Below are 16,475 nucleotides of genomic sequence, written 5' to 3'. Positions count from 1 at the left end.
CACTCTCGCTGCGCTTGATGCGATAGCCGATCTCGAACTTTTCCGCGGACATGCGGGTGTCAGTGTCATTGGCCTCAACCAACTGCCCGTCAGGCGAGGTAGCCACCCGCACAACCCGCAACAGCGGGACGCCCACGTCTGCTGGCAGGTGCAACGCTTCTGCCTCCTCTGGTGAAGGCACGCGTGCGGAGACGCTCTCCTCCCACTCACTGGGGCGATGTCCCATCTCCTCCAGGCGGTCATGGATGCCCCCAGGGCCCGTGTCTCGTTCCGCCAGGCGCGTGCCACGCGCTACTGGCCCGCATCTCCGCCCGCACACAGCAAGAACGCCAACTTCTTCGGCTCCATCGACGTCCACATCGAAGACGAGCCAGCCCAACTCGGCCCCACTGGCTACGGCCGCTGCGGGTCCGGGACACCCTCGTCTGACACGCCGGCCCGTAAAGAGGCACTGCCGATGGCCGATGGCTCTGCCGACCCAAGGTCGCGCTACGCGCTGCCGACTATGGTCGGCGCCCCAGGTAGGCGGCCAGCCGGGTGTAGGCGTCGGCGTCGTCGGGCACCGGTACGATCGGGCTGAACGGGCCCTGTTCGCTGCGGGCCTCTGGCGGCGCAAACTTTGAGAATGCCTCGAATGCCTGCTCGGCAAGGTCGAGGTCGAGTTCGGCGAGCCGCCGGGTGGCATGTGCGAGGTCCCAGGAATGAGCCGTGAACTCGTGGGTGTAGGCATCGAGAACATCCCGGCCGGGCAGCGTGGCCCACGGTAGCTCGACCATTCGGTCGAGCTTCTCGTCATCGGCCCACACCCGCTCGACCTCGCTACGGGCCCGGGTAAATGCGCTTGCCCAACCGTCATCGGCTATGCCGTCGATCACATCGGGGACATCGCGCGCATCGCCTCCGGTGCCGACACGGGCGAGCTTGTGCAGCACGGAGACTACGTGCCCGAGCAGCGCGCGAACGTCGTAATCGGCACAGGGAGTGCGGCTGGTCAGCTCATCGGGACTTACCGCGGCGACCTGCTTCCCGGCTTGATCAAGTGCCCTGGCGAAGGTCGGACGCGGGTCATGGTCCAGTTCAGTTGTCATGATCGGGAGGCTACAAGGACCCACTGACAGGCCGGACAACTCTTAGTGAGTGGTCCCTGCAAGTGGTCCGTATACCCACCGTCTACCGCAGGTGCCAACGCGATCAAGAGGCAGATGTTCAACCAGCCTCACCTCCCGCTCCTCAGAAGGCGGGTCCTGATCGTCGCCGCATCCCGACGCCCACCCATCGCCACACACACGAGAGTCCCGTGATTGCCCTTCACGGAATTCGCGCCAGGACCGATTGGGCTCTGGCTCAACTTCTGTGGTGTGGTTGCCGGATCGGCTGCGGAGCCGGCGGGATTCGAACCCGCGGACGGGGAAGGGCAGGCCCGCCCGTTCCCCCTCAGTCGGCGTGAGAGGGGCCTCCCTCACGCCGATCGCAATGGGCCGCTCTGCCACGGCTCCGCAACCTGCGGGAACTGCGCAGTCCCGCTCCGAGTCAGCGTAGGAAAGCCCCCCGCAGAGGGCGAGCTCTTTTCCGTGAGCGAGCCACGAGTGGGCACCCTCCCGCTACTCCGCACAGAATTTGATCCGGGACCCACACCACCTCTCGAACCAATCCCTGCTGCCCGCGTGGTCACCGCGGCGGACGGATGTTCGAGGCGATCTCCAGCCAGCTGCCCCAGCGAAGCCTGCTGGCGGACTGTTCGGTTGGTTGGGGTGGTGTTCAAGCACCGCCAGGATGCGCCGTTTCACCCCCGGCACATCAGTGGGTGGTTACCGGGACAGCCACAGGTCCCAGCCGTTGTGGCGGTGGAGCAAGGTGGATGAGCAGGTCTCGGGGCGGGGAGCCCGATGATCGCGCAGGTTTGCAGCGGAGAGAGAGCGGGGCGTGGCAGCTATTGGCCGGATCGAGTGGTGTCTTCGTCGGGTGAGCTCGCCGGTGGGAACGCGGCCTTGCGCGTGAAGGTGAACGTCATGCTGGAGGTGCCCGTCAACTCCCCGCCGGCGCCGAGCAGGGAGAGCTGGCCCTTCGCGCTGACCTCGGCGCTCACGGTGATGTCGTTCAGCTCGAAGTCGCCGTAGCCCTGTGGCAGGGAGGCGATGATGGGACGCAGCGTTTCGAGGAAGGCGGCGACGCGCTGCCGGAAGACATCGGCGGGCAGCTGGGACCGCCCTATGCGCCACTCCTGCGGGCGGCGGAACAGGGCCCGGTCGTCGCTGTCTTCCAGACCGAGGATGCGGACGACGTCGTCGTGTTCGGACTGGTGTTGTTCAGACTGCTCTTGCCGCGTCATAGGCGTCCTTCATGGTCTTGGGGCAGAGCCGCAACTGCGGGTCCGCGTACGCGGAGTAGACGATGCCCAGCGGGTTGTTGAATGTGTGGAGCAGGCTGTTGCGGGCCTCCATCAGGCTGCGTCCCAGTGGCAGCCCGCGGAGCAGGAAGGGCTCGTAGAGAGCCTGGGAGAAGGCCGCGGCCACATCGTCGGGCACCTCCACGTCGCTGCCGACGAATCCCCGGTTGCGGTTCTTCAGGAAGAGGAACGGGAACGACAGCGAGCTGGTCGCATGCATGCGTGCCGCTCCGCAGGCGTTCATGACGACGAGCGGCAGCTGTTCGTCGGCGCGCTCGTCCCGGGCGGCGGTCACAAGGTCTTCACCGAGTTCGCCGAGCGTGACCCGCACGGCCCGGCCGTCGCCGCTCAGCTCGACCTCGTTCTCCAGCGGGTCGTCGGCGTTGGCGTAGCAGTGGCAGGCGAAGTGCTGTACCTGATCGGGGGTCTTGCGGCGGCTGTGGTCGCTGCCTCCATGTCGGCCGTTGAGCAGCAGTTTCGGATCGTAGATCTGTTCCGCGAGGGACGGCGCACCGGGGTCGGCCACCGGGTAGGGCCCTTCGAGCTCCACCCGATGGGCGGCCGTTGAGGAGAACCAGGCCAGCTCCTTCCGGGCGCCGGCCAGGTGCTCGTAGTGCAGGAACCGGACCGGCACCCTGCCCTCCGGCGTGGTGACCAGCTCCAGACCGGGCGGCTGCGGCAGCGGCATGGTGCGTTTGACCATGCAGGAGAATCCGACCAATGACCTACAGGCCGCCACAAAGCTCTCGCGGTCGGTGACCTCGTTGGGTGCGAGGCGGAAGAGCGGCAGGATTTCGAGCGGGAGAAAGGCATCTCTGCCGCCGACGCACTCGACCAGGGGAGGCGGCAGGCCGGGATTGCGCGCGAAGGGCACCGCACTGGTCCAGAAGCGCTCCAGTTCGTTGACGACCTTCAGGTCGAAGAGCAGGAAGAGCAGGCGCAGTCCGATGCGGCGCAGGCTGTCGAAGACGGCGCTCAGCTCGGCCTCGGGCACGTGCAGCTCTGGTGCGGTGTCCTTGAGGCGCTGCAGCCCGGTGTCGAGCTGCCGGCGTGCCTCGTCGAGTACGCCCTTGCCCGGCAAGGAGACCTTGAGGGGTGGCGTGCCGTTGCGGGCGCGGAACTCGATCCTCGTACGCGCGCTGTCCTCGCGTACGTGCACGGTGACGTCGGCGGGCAGACTTCCGGTCATTCGGAAACCTCCGCCTCCCCGGTCTTCGCCGGCTGTTCCGTCGTGCGGGGTCGCGCGTGGACGGTGAGGGCCACGGCTTGGACGAGGCGCCCGGCCTGGTAGAGCTGGAACCACACCTCGTGCTGCCCCTCCTGCCCTGGAAGTTGGAACGCGAAGACCCGGTTCTGCTTCTCGCCGCGGCCGACGGGCAGCGTTCGGCGGTGCGGGAGCGGAGTGAGCGTGGTGCTGTCCACCACGGCTTCGAACTCGACGGTGTCCGCGTCCCTACCGCCCTGCACATGCACCGGCTCGAAGATGAAGAACTCCTCGTCGGGCGCGGTCTCCTGGGCGGCCGGTACATCCCGGGCCCGGTCGTCCTGCGTCACGGCCAGGAGCAGGCGGAGGCGGCTTCCGGCGTACGCCAGGACCGCGCCGTCCCCGTGCCCCGCACTGTCGCGGTCGTCGGTGAGGAGGTGCAGGGACAGAAACCCGGTGAAATTGGCCAACGGCGGTCCGGACACCACCTCCTCGACGCTTGTACGGACGGAGCGCTGGAGTTCCTCGCGGAGCGTGCTCAGCCCGGCGGACATCCGACGCTCAAGACCCGTGCCGATCCTGTCCGACGCCGCCTCCGCGACCTGGTGTGCGATCCGGTCCGTGACGCGGTCCGCCACGCTGCTCGTGATCCTGTCCGCGACCTGCTGTGCGAGTTGGCGCAGCTCGCGCTCCGTCAGCCGCGCCAGGCCCTCCTGATACCCGTACGGCACGGGCGGCCGCACTCCCGCGTAGTGCCCCGGGTAGTACAGCTCCTCCAGTGCCTCTCGCACCACCTGGCGGATCTCCCCCACGTCCCCGGGGTGCGCCTGCGGACCGTAGGAGCGGCTCCAGAGCTTTGTCCTGGATGCGATCCGGGCGTCTGCCCAGGCCCCGGCCCACCGGAGGGCGGCGAGCAGAAGCAACAGTGCCGGAGCGCCGGAGAGTACGGCCGGGCCGACCCGGCCGTCCATGATGAGCCGGGCCGTCACCCCGCCCAGTCCGATGGCCGGCGCCAGGCTCAGCAGCGTGACGGCAAGCGCGCCGCGGTTGCTGTCGGGGGCGAGGTCGGTGTCGTCGACCGTACGCAGCCCGAGAGCGCCCAGCGGAATCATCGGCAGGGCACAGGCCAGCAGCACGGCATCCACCCAACGGCCGTCCACCGCGAAGCGCACAGCGAGCCAGCCCGCGCTGCCGGCGGACACCGTGAGCGCCGCTACGATCGGGTATCCCACCGGGCCCGTGCCCCTCACCAGGTCCCCGCAGAGCCGGTACAGCCACACTGGAGTCACCGCGAGCGCCACGCCGCCCGACAACCAGGCGGCCCCCGTGTGCCCGTCGGTCGCGAAGGCGACCGTCAGCCACGACAGGCCGGTCTCGGCCGGCAGGGCTAACACGCTGACGACGACATCCAGGCGGAAGGCAGCGGCATCGGACGACCGCCTCGCGCCCGGTGTGTCGGCGAGGGCGCGCCAGAGCAACCAGACCACCGCGCCCGCTGCTGCTGTCGCGAGGGCACACAGCCCGAGTCCCAGGGACAGTTGACCGAGGCGGCCGTCCTCCAACGATCGGCCCACCGTGGCGAAGCCGGCCGCAGCCGCGCCCGAGCCTGCGACCGCGGCGATGAACGCCCGGACGGTTGTCACGAGCCGGTCCGTGGAAGACCGCGAGGCCATCGATCCCTCCGTCCCGTGCCGACCCGTATTCCAACTCGCCGGATCAGTATGGCGGTTCTCGACTTCGCGGGCAGGGCCTCCACCGAGAACGAGTCGGCAGAGAACGTACTCGATCGGCTCCGCTCGCTCACGCCCTCGGTCACGGTCACGGTCACGGTCACGGTCACGGTCAAGCAGGCACTGTCATGGGCCACTGTCGAGGGAGCCGGAGCCTGGGGAGGGGATCGAGCGCCCCGCCCTGCACTGCCCAGTCAGCGCTTGCCCCCAAATCCGCACCTGAGGTTGTGTTCGCCGACGCCCCGGTTGTCATCGCTCTGGCGGGGTTGTCTATCGCGGGTATCCCGATGCTGAGTACCTCGTCCTCCCGGCGTAGCGCAGCCCACGACGGCTGTCACGACCCGCCGTAGCCCGCACCGATAACGCTCTAAGCAGTCCAGTCGGCCACCCCGAGCATGAGGCTATGGTCCGCAGACTCGTTGGTAATCTGCGGCTGCCGGGAGAGCAGTTGTCGGAACGCAGGAGCGACAAGCCCCCGACCGCAGCTGTACGGCTGAGCGCCCCGACGCATCCACTTTCGCGGGTCCGAAAGCCGGAGACGTCAGCCCGCGACCGTTACGATCTTGTTGCCACGAGTCCTGGTGGTGCGGCCGGACAGCAGGCAAGCAGCGCTCGCCCGCGGGTCGGCTTGCCGTAGCGTCCGTGCGTAGGCGACACCTGCTGGATGCGGGTGGATGCGCCGCACGACACGGCCGGTCTCCCCCTCCACCGCGCCACACGGCGCGGGAACGAGTACAGACATCAGGAAGGGAATCCCGTGATCTTCATCACCGCCAAGTTCCGAGTCCGCCCCGAGCACGCCGACCGCTGGCCCGAGATCACCGCTGACTTCACCCGGGGCACGCGCGCCGAGCCCGGCTGCCTGTGGTTCGACTGGGCGCGCAGTGTGGAGGACCCCACGGAGTACGTCCTCATCGAGGCCTTCCGCGACGAGGAGGCAGGGGTCGCGCACGTGCAGTCCGAGCATTTCAAGGCCGCGCAGCAGACGCTGCCGACCCATCTGGTCGAAACGCCGCGCGTCGTCAACGTGACCGTTCCGCAGCACGACTGGTCGCTGCTGGGTGAGATGGCGGTCCCCACTCGCGAGTAGTGCATCGGCGGATGACGCTGTGACTGCCCGCTCCGCCCGCTTCCGCCGCGGGAGCATGGCAGGGCAAGTGCGGTCATTCGGAAGCGAGCCCTGCTCTGAACGACGTGCCCATCCCCGGTGTGCGGGTCAAGCCTCACGGTCGGTGGGCGGTTGCAAACCCGGCGCTGGAGTCCACCGCCGCTTCGGCATGGGGGAACCGTGCCGTCGCATACCTCCGCATCCCGTCGGCCCGCCTCCTCGGACGCGAGGGCTCGGCCGGTGTGGGGAGGACGAGCTGCCCGGCACGGACAGCAATTGCCCTTGCATGCGATCGGTCTGATCGGACGCAAACTTTTGATACTGGGGCTGCTTGGGATCAGCTCTGGTAATCGGGGGCGATGCGCTCGACGAGCCGGAGCAGCGCCGACCAGGCAAGCTCGTAGGCTTTTTCGTCCTGGAGGTCGGACCTGTCGTCCTCGCCGGAGAGTTGGCGCGCTGTGAGTTCGCAGATGTCGGGATGGGGCGTGACCAGCTTTGCTCCGCCTGCCATGGCCACGGTCTGGATCTCGCATGCCTTGTCCAAGTAGTACATGCGCAGGAAGGCCTCGGCCGGCGTTCCGCCGACGGTCAGCAGGCCGTGGTTGCGAAGGATCATGGCCGGATGGTCGCCCAGGTCGACGACCAGGCGTTCTTGTTCGGCCAGGTTGAGGGCGACGCCTTCGTAGTCGTGGTATCCGATCTTGCCGTAGAACTCCATGGAGATCTGGTTCAGCGGGAGCAGGCCGTGCTCCTGGGCCGCGACAGCACACCCGGCCTTGGTGTGGGTGTGCAGGACGCAGTGGGCGTCGGGCCGGGCAGCGTGGACGGCGCTGTGGATGACAAAACCGGCGGGGTTGACGGGATGGGGGCTCTGCTCGACAGGGCGACCTGTCAGGTCGATCTTGACGAGGTTCGATGCGGTGATCTCCTCGAAGAGCAGCCCGTAGGGGTTGATCAGGAAGTGGTGCTCCGGGCCGGGGATTCGGGCGGAGATATGCGTGAAGATCAGGTCGGTCATCCGGAAGTGCGCTACCAGGCGGTAGACCGCGGCAAGTTCGCGGCGCAGCCGCAGCTCCACGTCGGGGGTGATCTCGGCGGTCTGGTCGCCGGCTCGGGGCGTCGGATCAGTCACAGAGTGCCTCCTTCGGCGGGCGGGGTGACGACTGGGGTGAGGGGGCGCCCGGTGCGATGCCAGGCGATGACGTTCTCAGCCGGGCGCTCGACATAGGCGCGCCGCGAGGCGTCGGAGAGGAAAGCCATGTGCGGGGAGAGCAGCAGGCGTGGGTGGGTGCGCAGAGGGTCGTCCCGGGCCGGGGGTTCGGTGGGCAGAACGTCGAGGGCCGCTCCGGCGAGTCTTCCGGTGCCAAGGGCTTCCAGGAGTGCGGCGTGGTCGACCAGGCCACCACGGGCGACGTTGACCAGGAAACTGCCGACCGGCATGCGGTCGAGCTCCGCGCGGCCGATGAGGTTGCGGGTGGCGTCGTTGAGCGGGGCGTGCAGGGAGAGCACGTCGCTGGAGGCCAGCAGGGTGTCCATATCGGTCCGCTGCACCGTGGCCGGCCCTTGTTCGGGGCGGCTCAGCGGATCGTAGGCGGCGACGCGACCGAAGATCGGTGCGGCCAGCTCGGCGAGGCGGGTGGCGATGCGGCCCATGCCCACCAGGCCGAGCGTCAGCTCACCGGCCCGGCGGGGCAGCCGTGGCAGGTCGGTGGTCCAACCGCCGCGGCGCACCGCTGCGTCGGCTTGCGGGAGTTCACGCACCAGTGACAGGGCTGCAGCCAGCGCATGGACGGCGACTTCTTCGGTTGCCGCGTCGGGCAGGTTGCACACCCACAGGCCGCGGGCACCTGCCGCGTCGGCGTCGACCATGTCGTAACCGGCCGAGCACGTGGCCAGGATACGGAGGTTGGGGAGCCGGTCGAGGAGGTCGGCGTCGATGCGGGCGTACCCGACGAGCAGGGCGACCGCGTCCGAGGCCGCTCGGACGATGGCGTCCGGGCTCGCGCTGTCGGCGATCCGTACGTCGAAGCCGGCCTCGGTCAACTTCGTCACCCCGGGTGTTGGATCCAGGTCGTCGAGATCGGTGAAGACGGCCAGCGGGCTGGTCATGCCAGGCTCCTCAGAGGTGTGGACAGCCGTGAAACTGGCTGATGGTACGGCGTCAGACAGCGGTGGTTGCGGGGGCTGCCGAGGTGCCGGTCGACTCGCCTGCCAGGCGGCGGCGCCACGCCTCGACGACCGCTTCCTCGGTCGGTTCGGTGACAAGGCTGACGGCCACGTAGGCGACGAGGCTGGCGAGCAGGCCGTAGTAGATCGGCTCGTTGGCGAGGAGCCCGTCGGTCACCATAAAGGCGATCACTGTGGTGCCGCCCACGATCATCGAGGCCAGAGCACCCTGGAGGTTTCCGCGCCTCCAGACCAGGCCGCCGAGGATGGGGATCAGCAGACCGCCGACGAGCAGGTCGTATGCCGCAGTGAGGGCTGCGATGACGTCGCCGAGTACGCAGGCGATGGCCATGGAGGTCACGCCGAGGATGGCAATGGCGAGCCGGTTGGAGGCGACCTCGTCGCTCTCTTCCCGGTCGGCGGCGGCCTCGGTCTTGTTGCGGCCGAGGCGGCGCAGTCGCACCCAGACGTCGTTGTTGGCAACGGTGGCGGAGGCGATCAGGGCGCCACTGGCGGTGGACATCATCGCGGACAGGGCGGCGGCCAGGACCAGTCCCTTGACCCCGGCGGGCAGGGTGTGCTTCACGATGGCGGCGAACGCTTGGTCGGCGCTGGCCAGCTTCGGGTAGAGCGCCTTGGTGGCCATGCCGATGAAGGCGCCGGCCAGGGCGTAGACGAGGCAGTAGGCCCCGGCAGCGGTGCCGCCCCAGACGGCGACCTTGTCGCTGCGGGCGGTGAAGACCCGCTGCCAGATGTCCTGCCCGATGAGCATGCCGAAGCTGTAGATCAGCACATAGGTGAAGATCGTCTGCCCGCCGATGGAGGTCGGGGACAAGTAGCCGTGCGGCAGCTGGTCGGCCATGGCGGCGAAGCCGCCGGCCTTGACCACTGCGATGGGCAACAGCAGGAGGAGCACACCTACGCTCTTGACCACGAACTGCACCATGTCGGTGAGCGTGATGGACCACATGCCACCGAGTACCGAGTAGCCGACCACGATTGTGCCGCCGATGACGATCGCGGCCCAGCGCGGTACGTCGAACAGCACGTCGAAGACGCTGGCATAGGCGATCGTCGAGGTCACGACCAGCATGAGCGTGTACATCCACATCACCACGCCGGAGATGACGCTGGCGGCGTCGCCATAGCGAAGCGAGAGCATCTCGGCGACGGTGTACACGCGCAGCCGAGCGATCCGGGCGGAGAAGAAAATGCTCAGTGCCAGCAGTCCCAGCCCGATGGCGAAGACCATGGCAGCGCCGGAGATCCCGTAGCTGTAGCCCAGACCCACCCCGCCGACGGTGGAGGCCCCGCCGAGGACGATGGCGGCCATCGTGCCCGTGTACATCAGCGGGCCCAGCCGCCGCCCGGCGACCAGGAACTCGCTCTTGGTAGCGGCGCGCTTCTTGCCCCACCAGCCGGCGCCGACGAGGCCCAGCAAATATCCGATCATGACGAGGTAGTCGACGGCCATCAGGTCCTCCGATTCGCTGCGGCCCACGCCTGAGCGTGACGCCGCGTGGCTGCTGTGAGCGGGACAGCAGTTGCGCGCCGGGCCATGGGAGCGGGCGGACGCGGCAGTGCTGACGAGGGGATGCCGGGGCGGGGGTGGTGCCCTGCTGGTCGGAGAACCTATCCGCGGATCGCACTGGCGCTGAAGTGTAGGATCTATCCAAAATGAACTCACCCATTGGATGAATCCCGCACTTCTGCGCGGCGTTGCCGGGTTGGGAGGACCACTCCGCATGGCCGAGACCGACCAACTCTCCGTTCCCCTCAGCATGCTGCTCGCCAATCCCGCACTGGGCCTGAGCCAGATCGCCGGTCCGGCCGAGGACTGCTTCATCAGCACGGTCGGTACCACCGAGGTCGAGGACCCCACGCCCTACCTCGTCGGCGGCGAGCTCCTCCTCACCGCGGGGGTCCGTCTCCCGGATGAGTCGGACGGCATCGACAACTATGTGACCCGCGTCGTCGCCGCCGGGGTGGCCGCCCTGGGCTTCGGTGTGGCCCCTGTGCATCAGGAGGTTCCCGCCGAGCTCATCGCCGCCTGCGACCGCCACGGACTGCCGCTGCTACGGCTGCCGCCCCAGACCCCCTTCGTGGCCGTCGGTCAGGCGACGTACGACGCCATCGCCGAGATCCGCAACAGCGAGCTGCGAAAGATCTCCAAAGCGCAGTCGGCTCTCGCTTCCGCCGCCGCCCGCCCGGATGCGCTCCAGGCCGTGCTGCAGCAGCTCAGCACCCATATCGAGGCCGGATCGGCACTCTTCGACGCCCAGGGCAATGAGCTGTTCAGCGCCGGCCGCCGCCCCCCGGCCCCTGGCCCGCAGCTCCTGCGTGACCTTGCCGTACGTACCATCGCCCGCTCCGCGGAGAAGCAGGTGAAGGGCAGACCGCCGCCCCCTTCGGCGGCTGCTCACCACCACGAAGGCATCCACCTGACGGTGCACACCCTGCCCGGCACGGACGGCTCCGCTCCCCCGCTGGCCCTCGGCCAGGCCGCCACCACAGCCCCGACTCTGGTCCACCGCCAGGTGACCAGTATGGCGACCGTGCTGCTGTCTCTGCTCACGAGCCCCAGCCACGCCCTCGGCACCGACGCTCACAGCGTCGGCGCACTCGTACGGCTCATGCTCGGGGCCACCCCGGCCGAGGTCGCGCCCGCACTCGTCCCTGAGGAGCAACCCTTGGGCGGTCACTGGGTCGTCGTGCACGGCCGCCACGTCCTGTCACGGTCCGCTCCTGTACACCGGTCCTACGAAGACCCGGCCCAACTTGTTGCTCTGGGCACCGCCCTTGGCACTCCCTACCTGCACATCGACCGCGCAAGCCTGCGAGCACTGGTCCCCAGCGCACCGAACACCACGCCGGTCGCCCCCACGCAGGCCGCCGCCCTCGGGTGGACCCTCGGCTTCAGCGCGCCAGTACCCGTGACCAAACTGTCCAGCGCGGACGCTCAGGCCGAACGCGCACTGGAACGGGCCATCGCCAGTGAGGCACCAGCGGTCATCCATCACACCGATGCACAGACTCTCCATGCCCTGGTCGCCGCTACCGACGCGCGGGAACACGCCCGCGCCCGATTCGCCCCGCTCTTCCAAGCCGCGGCACCCGGCGCACGTGTCCTCCTCCGGACCCTGCGAACCTGGCTGACGTTCCATGGCACTTGGGACCGCACAGCAGCCGCTCTGGACATCCACCGCAATACCGTGCGCCACCGTCTGGCACGGGTCGCCGAACTCCTGGACGTCGATCTCCAGGATCCGGACGTCCGCATGGAGCTCTGGTTCGCTCTCCGCTGGCTGCCCGACGACGAGATCGCCGGCGATCGGGATACCCCATGACACCCGCCCCGACCCGGCTCGCCCAGGCAATGCCCGGGCCCACGCAACACGGCCACCGGGCCAGCACCGCAGGGTGTTTACAGTGACAGTGGCCAGCTTGTCGTTCACATGGTTGCGGGCCGGGAGCTTTGCTGAGACCAGTCACGTGATGCAGTGCAGGGAGACGAGGCGTTCCCGCATCGGGCTTCCACCTCGCGCAGCAGCGGAGTGTCGAGGAAAACCCGGCCCTACGGCGTTGATCCGTATCGCCCTTGTCGGCGTTTCGAGAGCCGCGGTGTTGGTGAGGCCGACGATGCCGTCACAAGCACGCTCATGACCAGCGGGCGTCGACGCCGACCCGGGATGAACGCTGCGAACGCCTGGGCGGCCGGTCGAGCTCGGCTGCGAAGAAGGCCGACGCCACCGTTCGCCCGCCGTAGCTCGGCAATCCCGGCCCACAGCCGCTTGCTCCCCAGGGGGACTCCCAGACGTGACACCGGGCCGCTGGCCAGCATCCGTCTCGGCCTTGCCGACCCAGGCATCGGCGGACTGCACAACCCCTCCCTCGCCGGATGACCAAGAAACGAACAGGTCAGCAAGCACGGCCGAGATCATTTACGGGACAGCCCATAGGGAAATGTCCGTTTTCTCAATAGCCGGAATTTTCGTGGTTGACCTGTGGTCGAGAACGCACGAGCATCTCCTCAATCGCCAAGGAATACTGCGATGAGGAGCTGTGAAAATGAAGGCAGTGCGTTTGCATAATTACCACGAGCGGCCGGTGGTCGAGGATGTCCCGGAGCCCGAGATCGAATCACCGCTGGATGTCATCGTGGAAATCGGAGGCGCCGGTCTCTGCCGTACCGATCTCCACATCGTCGAGGGCCAGTGGAACGAGAAATCCGGTGTGACTCTGCCCTACACCATTGGCCACGAAAACGCAGGATGGGTCCGCGAGGTCGGTCCCGGGGTGTCCAATCTGGAGGTCGGCGACACCGTCATCATCCATCCCCTGATGACCTGCGGTCTGTGCCGCGCCTGCCGTTCCGGTGATGACGTGCACTGCTCGGCGAGCACCTTCCCCGGAATCGACTCGGACGGTGGAATGGCCGAACTGATGCGGACCAGCGCCCGTTCGTGTGTGAAGCTCGGCCCCGGTCTGCAACCTGCCGACGTGGCCGCCCTCGCCGACGCGGGCCTCACCGCGTACCACGCCGTACGCAAGGCGCTGCCCCTGCTCTACCCCGGCGCCACGGTCGTCGCGATCGGCGCGGGCGGCCTCGGGCATATCGGGGTCCAGTGCCTGACGGCACTCACCACGGCCGAAATCGTCGTGGTGGACAGGTCGGAGGCGGCGCTGGAGCTCGCCAAGAGCTTGGGAGCGCACCACACCGTGAACGCTGCCACAGGGGAACCGGTGGCAGAGGTCAGGGAGATCACCGCCGGTCAAGGCGCGCATGTGGTCATCGACTTCGTCGGCGAGCAGGGAACCGAGTCGCAGGGCATCGCGATGCTGCGCCGAGCGGGGTCCTACTTCGTCGTCGGGTACGGGGGCCGTGTGAACGTCCCGACCATCGACATCATCTCCGCGGAGATCAATGTCGTAGGCAATCTCGTCGGCAGCTTCAACGACCTCGGGGAACTGATGACACTCGCCGCCCAGGAAAAAGTACGGCTGCACACCACCACATATCCGCTGGACGCGGTGAACGACGCAATAGGCGACCTGGATCACGGGCGTCTGCCGGGCCGGGGGATTCTGGTTCCCGGCGGCCACGGCCCCAGGTGAAGCTATGACAGAGAATAATTTCCGCCAGCGACTTTTTGCAGAATTCCTCGGAACCGGTTTTCTGGTCTTCCTCGGCGTCGGCTCGGTTCCGGCCGCACTCATACTCCAGAAAAATGGACATACCAGCTTCACCATGGCAGATCTGGGGGTGATCGCCTTTGCCTTCGCCATGGTGGTCGTGGCCGCCGTGTTCGCCATCGGACACGTTTCGGGCTGCCACATCAATCCGGCCGTGACCCTGGCTCTGGCCTCGACCGGCAGGATGAGCTGGCGTGAAGCCCCCGGTTACATCCTGGCCCAGTGCACAGGGGCGGTTGTTGGCGCTGCAGCCATCATCGCCGTGCTCGGCATGCGAGCGGTGCGTGTGGGGCTCGGCGTGGCCGCCTACGCAGCCCCGACCTCCGTCTCCCAAGCCTTTTTCGCCGAAGCCCTGGGCACCTTCATCCTGGTCTTCGTCGTTTTCGGCGTCATCGATCAGCGAGCCCCGGGCGGATTCGCCGGCCTCCCCATCGGTTTCGCCGTCTGCGCGATCGCGATCGCCCTGGGCCCGGTCACCGGTGCCTCGCTGAACCCGGCACGGCATCTTGGACCATTGATCATCTCCGCGCTGTCGGGCGGCACGGTCAGCTGGTCCCAGCTCCCTGTGTATCTGCTGGCGCAGGTCGTGGGGGGTCTGCTGGCCGGCCGCACGTACGTCGCGGTCAGCAGGCTTCGGACGGCCACGGCCTGACTGTTATCCTGGCACGTCGGCCGCCGCCGCGGGACGTGGCGGCGGCCGGCCCGCAGGGCCGGGCCCCGGGCCCCACGGAAGCCCATGGAAAGGGGGACGAGGATGGCCGGCAGTGATCAGTACGCGGTCGAACCCCCTGACCTGCTCGGATCGGTGAGGCGTGCGCTGATGGTGCTGGAAGCGGTGGCCGCATGCGGCGACGGCATCACTGCGAAGGCTGTGGCCCGCCGCCTGGGACTGACCCTGCCCACCACCTACCGCCTGCTGAACACCCTCGTGCACGACGGCTACCTGGTCCGTCTCCACCACTCCCGTGGCTACGGGCTGGGCTACAAACTCACCGACCTGCACCGCCACCTGTGTGCGCAGCTCGATGTCACCCCCGGTATCTCCGGGGTGCTCCACGACATCCACCGGGAGTGCACGGCCGCCGCCTACTACACCGTCTTCCGGGACGAGGACATCGTCATCGCCGAGGTGGCCGATTCATCCGAGGCGCCGCGGGCCGAACCGCTCGGCATCGGATTCCACGAGGCTCCGCACGCCACGGCCTTCGGCAAGGTCATGCTGTCGTCCCTGCCGGCCGGAAGGCGCCGGGACCACCTGCGCGGACAGGGCCTGGCCCCTCTCACCGCCTCCACCATCACCGCTCCCGACCTCCTGGAGAGGCATCTGAGCCAGGTGCGGTCCTCGGGTGTGGCCGTCGAAGTCGGGGAGTTCAGCTCCGAGTTGTCCTGCGTGGCCGCCCCGGTCTACAGCGACGGCGAGGTGGCGGGAGCCGTGGCCACTTCCGTTCCCACCACGATGTTCGCCCCACGCCGACGGCAGTTGGAGGAAGCCGTACGTCTCGGGGCCGCCCGCGTCTCCCGCCTGCTCGCCTGCGGCGAGAGCGGGTAGGCGGTCGGGCACCCTGCACCACCCAGGAAGTTCCCGGGGATTTCCCAGCATCGCTGGAAGCCCCCCGGGCTGGTTCAGCTGCCCGGACGGCGGCGGGCCGCGGTGGCTCCCCAACGGACCACACGACCGCGGTATCCGTATCAGCGAACTCGTTTCCACGAGAGCCGGACACGGCTGGGGTTGGGCACCTCACCGTGCGCCACCACATGGGGCGCCTGCGCAAACACGGTGCGGTCCTGCAAGAGGCCGCGCGGCTCAAGACTCCGTTGACCATCACCAAGCGCGGCATGATCGGCTGGATCCGCAAGCGGTGACGCGAGCCTCAGGAGCCTCCGGCGCGCCATAGAATCTGACAATTACTCGCTACTGGACTTCCTCGACACGCAGGTGAGCCACTCGTGCGTGAGTCGCACCCACTCCTCACTTACTTCATGGATGCTGCCGACAGTTGCTTCCCGCCGGTCGACGGCCGGGTGACGGTGCTGCCGCCTCTGCCCGGGGGTCTCGAATGCTCGGTCGCCTTTACCGGTCATGCCGTCGTCGCCACCGCCATGACCAGCCAGGACGTATACGCCCAGAAGCCAGACGGTTTCGGCGGGACGCTCTCTCCGGACTTCCTGCGCCACCTCGCCGGGCCCAAGGGCTGGATCGGCGTCACCGACGCAACACTGACGGCCCGCGGCACCGGCGGCCCCCCACGCCTGGCGGAGCTGACCGACGCAGACGAGCATCCACGTGTCCGCCACGCTCGGTGGCTGCGGACAAGCGTCCAGGTCCACGGGGACGAACGTGGCCTCATCACCCTGGCCGACGGACTTGCCGGGCGGCGAGAGCTGAGTATCGAACTGCACCGCGCTCAGAACAACAGCCGAGGGCATGGGCGTTCGCTCCTCGCCGATGCCCTTTCTCTGGTTCCGGAAGGAGAACCGGTCTTCGCCGCCGTTTCCCCGGGCAACGCCCGCTCCATGCGTGCCTTCCTCGCCTGCGGTTTCACACCCATCGGCAGCGAGGTTCTGCTGCATCCCGAGCGGGGGTAGCCGGCCTCGGTTGCGGGAATCGTGCGGTGGGCGAAATCGCCCATCCGCTCCAGGTCGGCACAGGCCGTACCGCTCCGCGATCCGCGAGATCGCCGACGAGCT

General features: G+C 68.2%; 13 protein-coding genes, 1 tRNA gene and 1 pseudogene. 6 read left to right on the top strand and 9 right to left on the bottom strand.

The window, feature by feature from the left end; genetic code table 11:
• Nucleotides 1-73 precede the first annotated feature (73 nt).
• The 6 genes and pseudogenes from ACTWP9_RS21640 to ACTWP9_RS21615 form a co-directional block, all read right to left on the bottom strand.
• Nucleotides 74-319 (bottom strand): annotated as a pseudogene (locus tag ACTWP9_RS21640) (UTRA domain-containing protein); the annotation flags it as partial.
• Between the two features lie 184 nt (nucleotides 320-503).
• Complete coding sequence (locus ACTWP9_RS21635; RefSeq protein ID WP_443247869.1) at nucleotides 504-1,088, bottom strand: TIGR03086 family metal-binding protein; 585 nt, start codon at nucleotides 1,086-1,088, stop codon at nucleotides 504-506.
• A 289-nt stretch (nucleotides 1,089-1,377) separates the two neighbouring features.
• Nucleotides 1,378-1,496 (bottom strand) — tRNA-OTHER (locus tag ACTWP9_RS21630).
• 434 nt (nucleotides 1,497-1,930) lie between these two features.
• Nucleotides 1,931-2,329: a Pepco domain-containing protein gene (locus ACTWP9_RS21625; RefSeq protein WP_443247868.1), complete on the bottom strand. Its 399-nt coding sequence runs from the start codon at nucleotides 2,327-2,329 to the stop codon at nucleotides 1,931-1,933.
• The gene (locus tag ACTWP9_RS21620) at nucleotides 2,307-3,575 is read right to left on the bottom strand and encodes a CHAT domain-containing protein (protein ID WP_443247867.1); all 1,269 of its coding nucleotides are present in this window, start codon (nucleotides 3,573-3,575) and stop codon (nucleotides 2,307-2,309) included. Before ACTWP9_RS21620 ends, ACTWP9_RS21625 begins: the two co-directional genes overlap by 23 nt.
• A complete protein-coding gene (locus tag ACTWP9_RS21615; protein WP_443247866.1) occupies nucleotides 3,572-5,233 on the bottom strand; it encodes a hypothetical protein in 1,662 nt (553 codons plus the stop codon). Before ACTWP9_RS21615 ends, ACTWP9_RS21620 begins: the two co-directional genes overlap by 4 nt.
• 844 nt (nucleotides 5,234-6,077) lie before the next feature.
• Between ACTWP9_RS21615 and ACTWP9_RS21610 the strand changes: the two genes are divergently transcribed.
• Nucleotides 6,078-6,410: a putative quinol monooxygenase gene (locus ACTWP9_RS21610; protein WP_443247865.1), complete on the top strand. Its 333-nt coding sequence runs from the start codon at nucleotides 6,078-6,080 to the stop codon at nucleotides 6,408-6,410.
• Nucleotides 6,411-6,765: 355 nt separating this feature from the next.
• Here the strand turns inward: ACTWP9_RS21610 and ACTWP9_RS21605 are convergent, their stop codons facing one another.
• Genes ACTWP9_RS21605 through ACTWP9_RS21595 form a run of 3 tightly spaced genes read right to left on the bottom strand, consistent with a single transcriptional unit; the run spans nucleotide 6,766 to nucleotide 10,068 of the window.
• Complete coding sequence (locus ACTWP9_RS21605) at nucleotides 6,766-7,560, bottom strand: class II aldolase/adducin family protein (protein ID WP_443247864.1); 795 nt, start codon at nucleotides 7,558-7,560, stop codon at nucleotides 6,766-6,768.
• The gene (locus ACTWP9_RS21600) at nucleotides 7,557-8,537 is read right to left on the bottom strand and encodes a C-terminal binding protein (protein ID WP_443247863.1); all 981 of its coding nucleotides are present in this window, start codon (nucleotides 8,535-8,537) and stop codon (nucleotides 7,557-7,559) included. Before ACTWP9_RS21600 ends, ACTWP9_RS21605 begins: the two co-directional genes overlap by 4 nt.
• 52 nt (nucleotides 8,538-8,589) lie before the next feature.
• Nucleotides 8,590-10,068, bottom strand: a complete 1,479-nt coding sequence (locus ACTWP9_RS21595; RefSeq protein WP_443247904.1) for a sodium:solute symporter — start codon at nucleotides 10,066-10,068, stop codon at nucleotides 8,590-8,592.
• Nucleotides 10,069-10,339: 271 nt separating this feature from the next.
• Between ACTWP9_RS21595 and ACTWP9_RS21590 the strand changes: the two genes are divergently transcribed.
• The 5 genes from ACTWP9_RS21590 to ACTWP9_RS21570 all read left to right on the top strand — a co-directional run bounded on the left by ACTWP9_RS21590 (nucleotide 10,340) and on the right by ACTWP9_RS21570 (nucleotide 16,373).
• Entirely contained in the window at nucleotides 10,340-11,941 is a 1,602-nt protein-coding gene (locus ACTWP9_RS21590) for a PucR family transcriptional regulator (protein WP_443247862.1), read from the top strand.
• A gap of 721 nt (nucleotides 11,942-12,662) precedes the next feature.
• Nucleotides 12,663-13,709, top strand: a complete 1,047-nt coding sequence (locus ACTWP9_RS21585) for an NAD(P)-dependent alcohol dehydrogenase (protein WP_443247861.1) — start codon at nucleotides 12,663-12,665, stop codon at nucleotides 13,707-13,709.
• A 4-nt stretch (nucleotides 13,710-13,713) separates the two neighbouring features.
• Nucleotides 13,714-14,439, top strand: coding sequence for an MIP/aquaporin family protein (locus tag ACTWP9_RS21580; protein ID WP_443247860.1), 726 nt, complete (start codon nucleotides 13,714-13,716; stop codon nucleotides 14,437-14,439).
• A gap of 102 nt (nucleotides 14,440-14,541) precedes the next feature.
• Nucleotides 14,542-15,336 (top strand): IclR family transcriptional regulator, encoded by a 795-nt coding sequence (locus ACTWP9_RS21575; protein WP_443247859.1) that lies wholly within the window; start codon nucleotides 14,542-14,544, stop codon nucleotides 15,334-15,336.
• 398 nt (nucleotides 15,337-15,734) lie between these two features.
• Nucleotides 15,735-16,373, top strand: coding sequence for a hypothetical protein (locus ACTWP9_RS21570; RefSeq protein WP_443247858.1), 639 nt, complete (start codon nucleotides 15,735-15,737; stop codon nucleotides 16,371-16,373).
• Nucleotides 16,374-16,475 lie beyond the last annotated feature (102 nt).

The sequence above is a fragment of the Streptomyces sp. 3N207 genome (assembly GCF_052246355.1).
Taxonomy (GTDB): Bacteria; Actinomycetota; Actinomycetes; order Streptomycetales; family Streptomycetaceae; genus Streptomyces.
The sequence above is the reverse complement of the archived record's forward strand: the minus strand, read 5'-3'. Positions and strand labels throughout refer to the sequence as shown.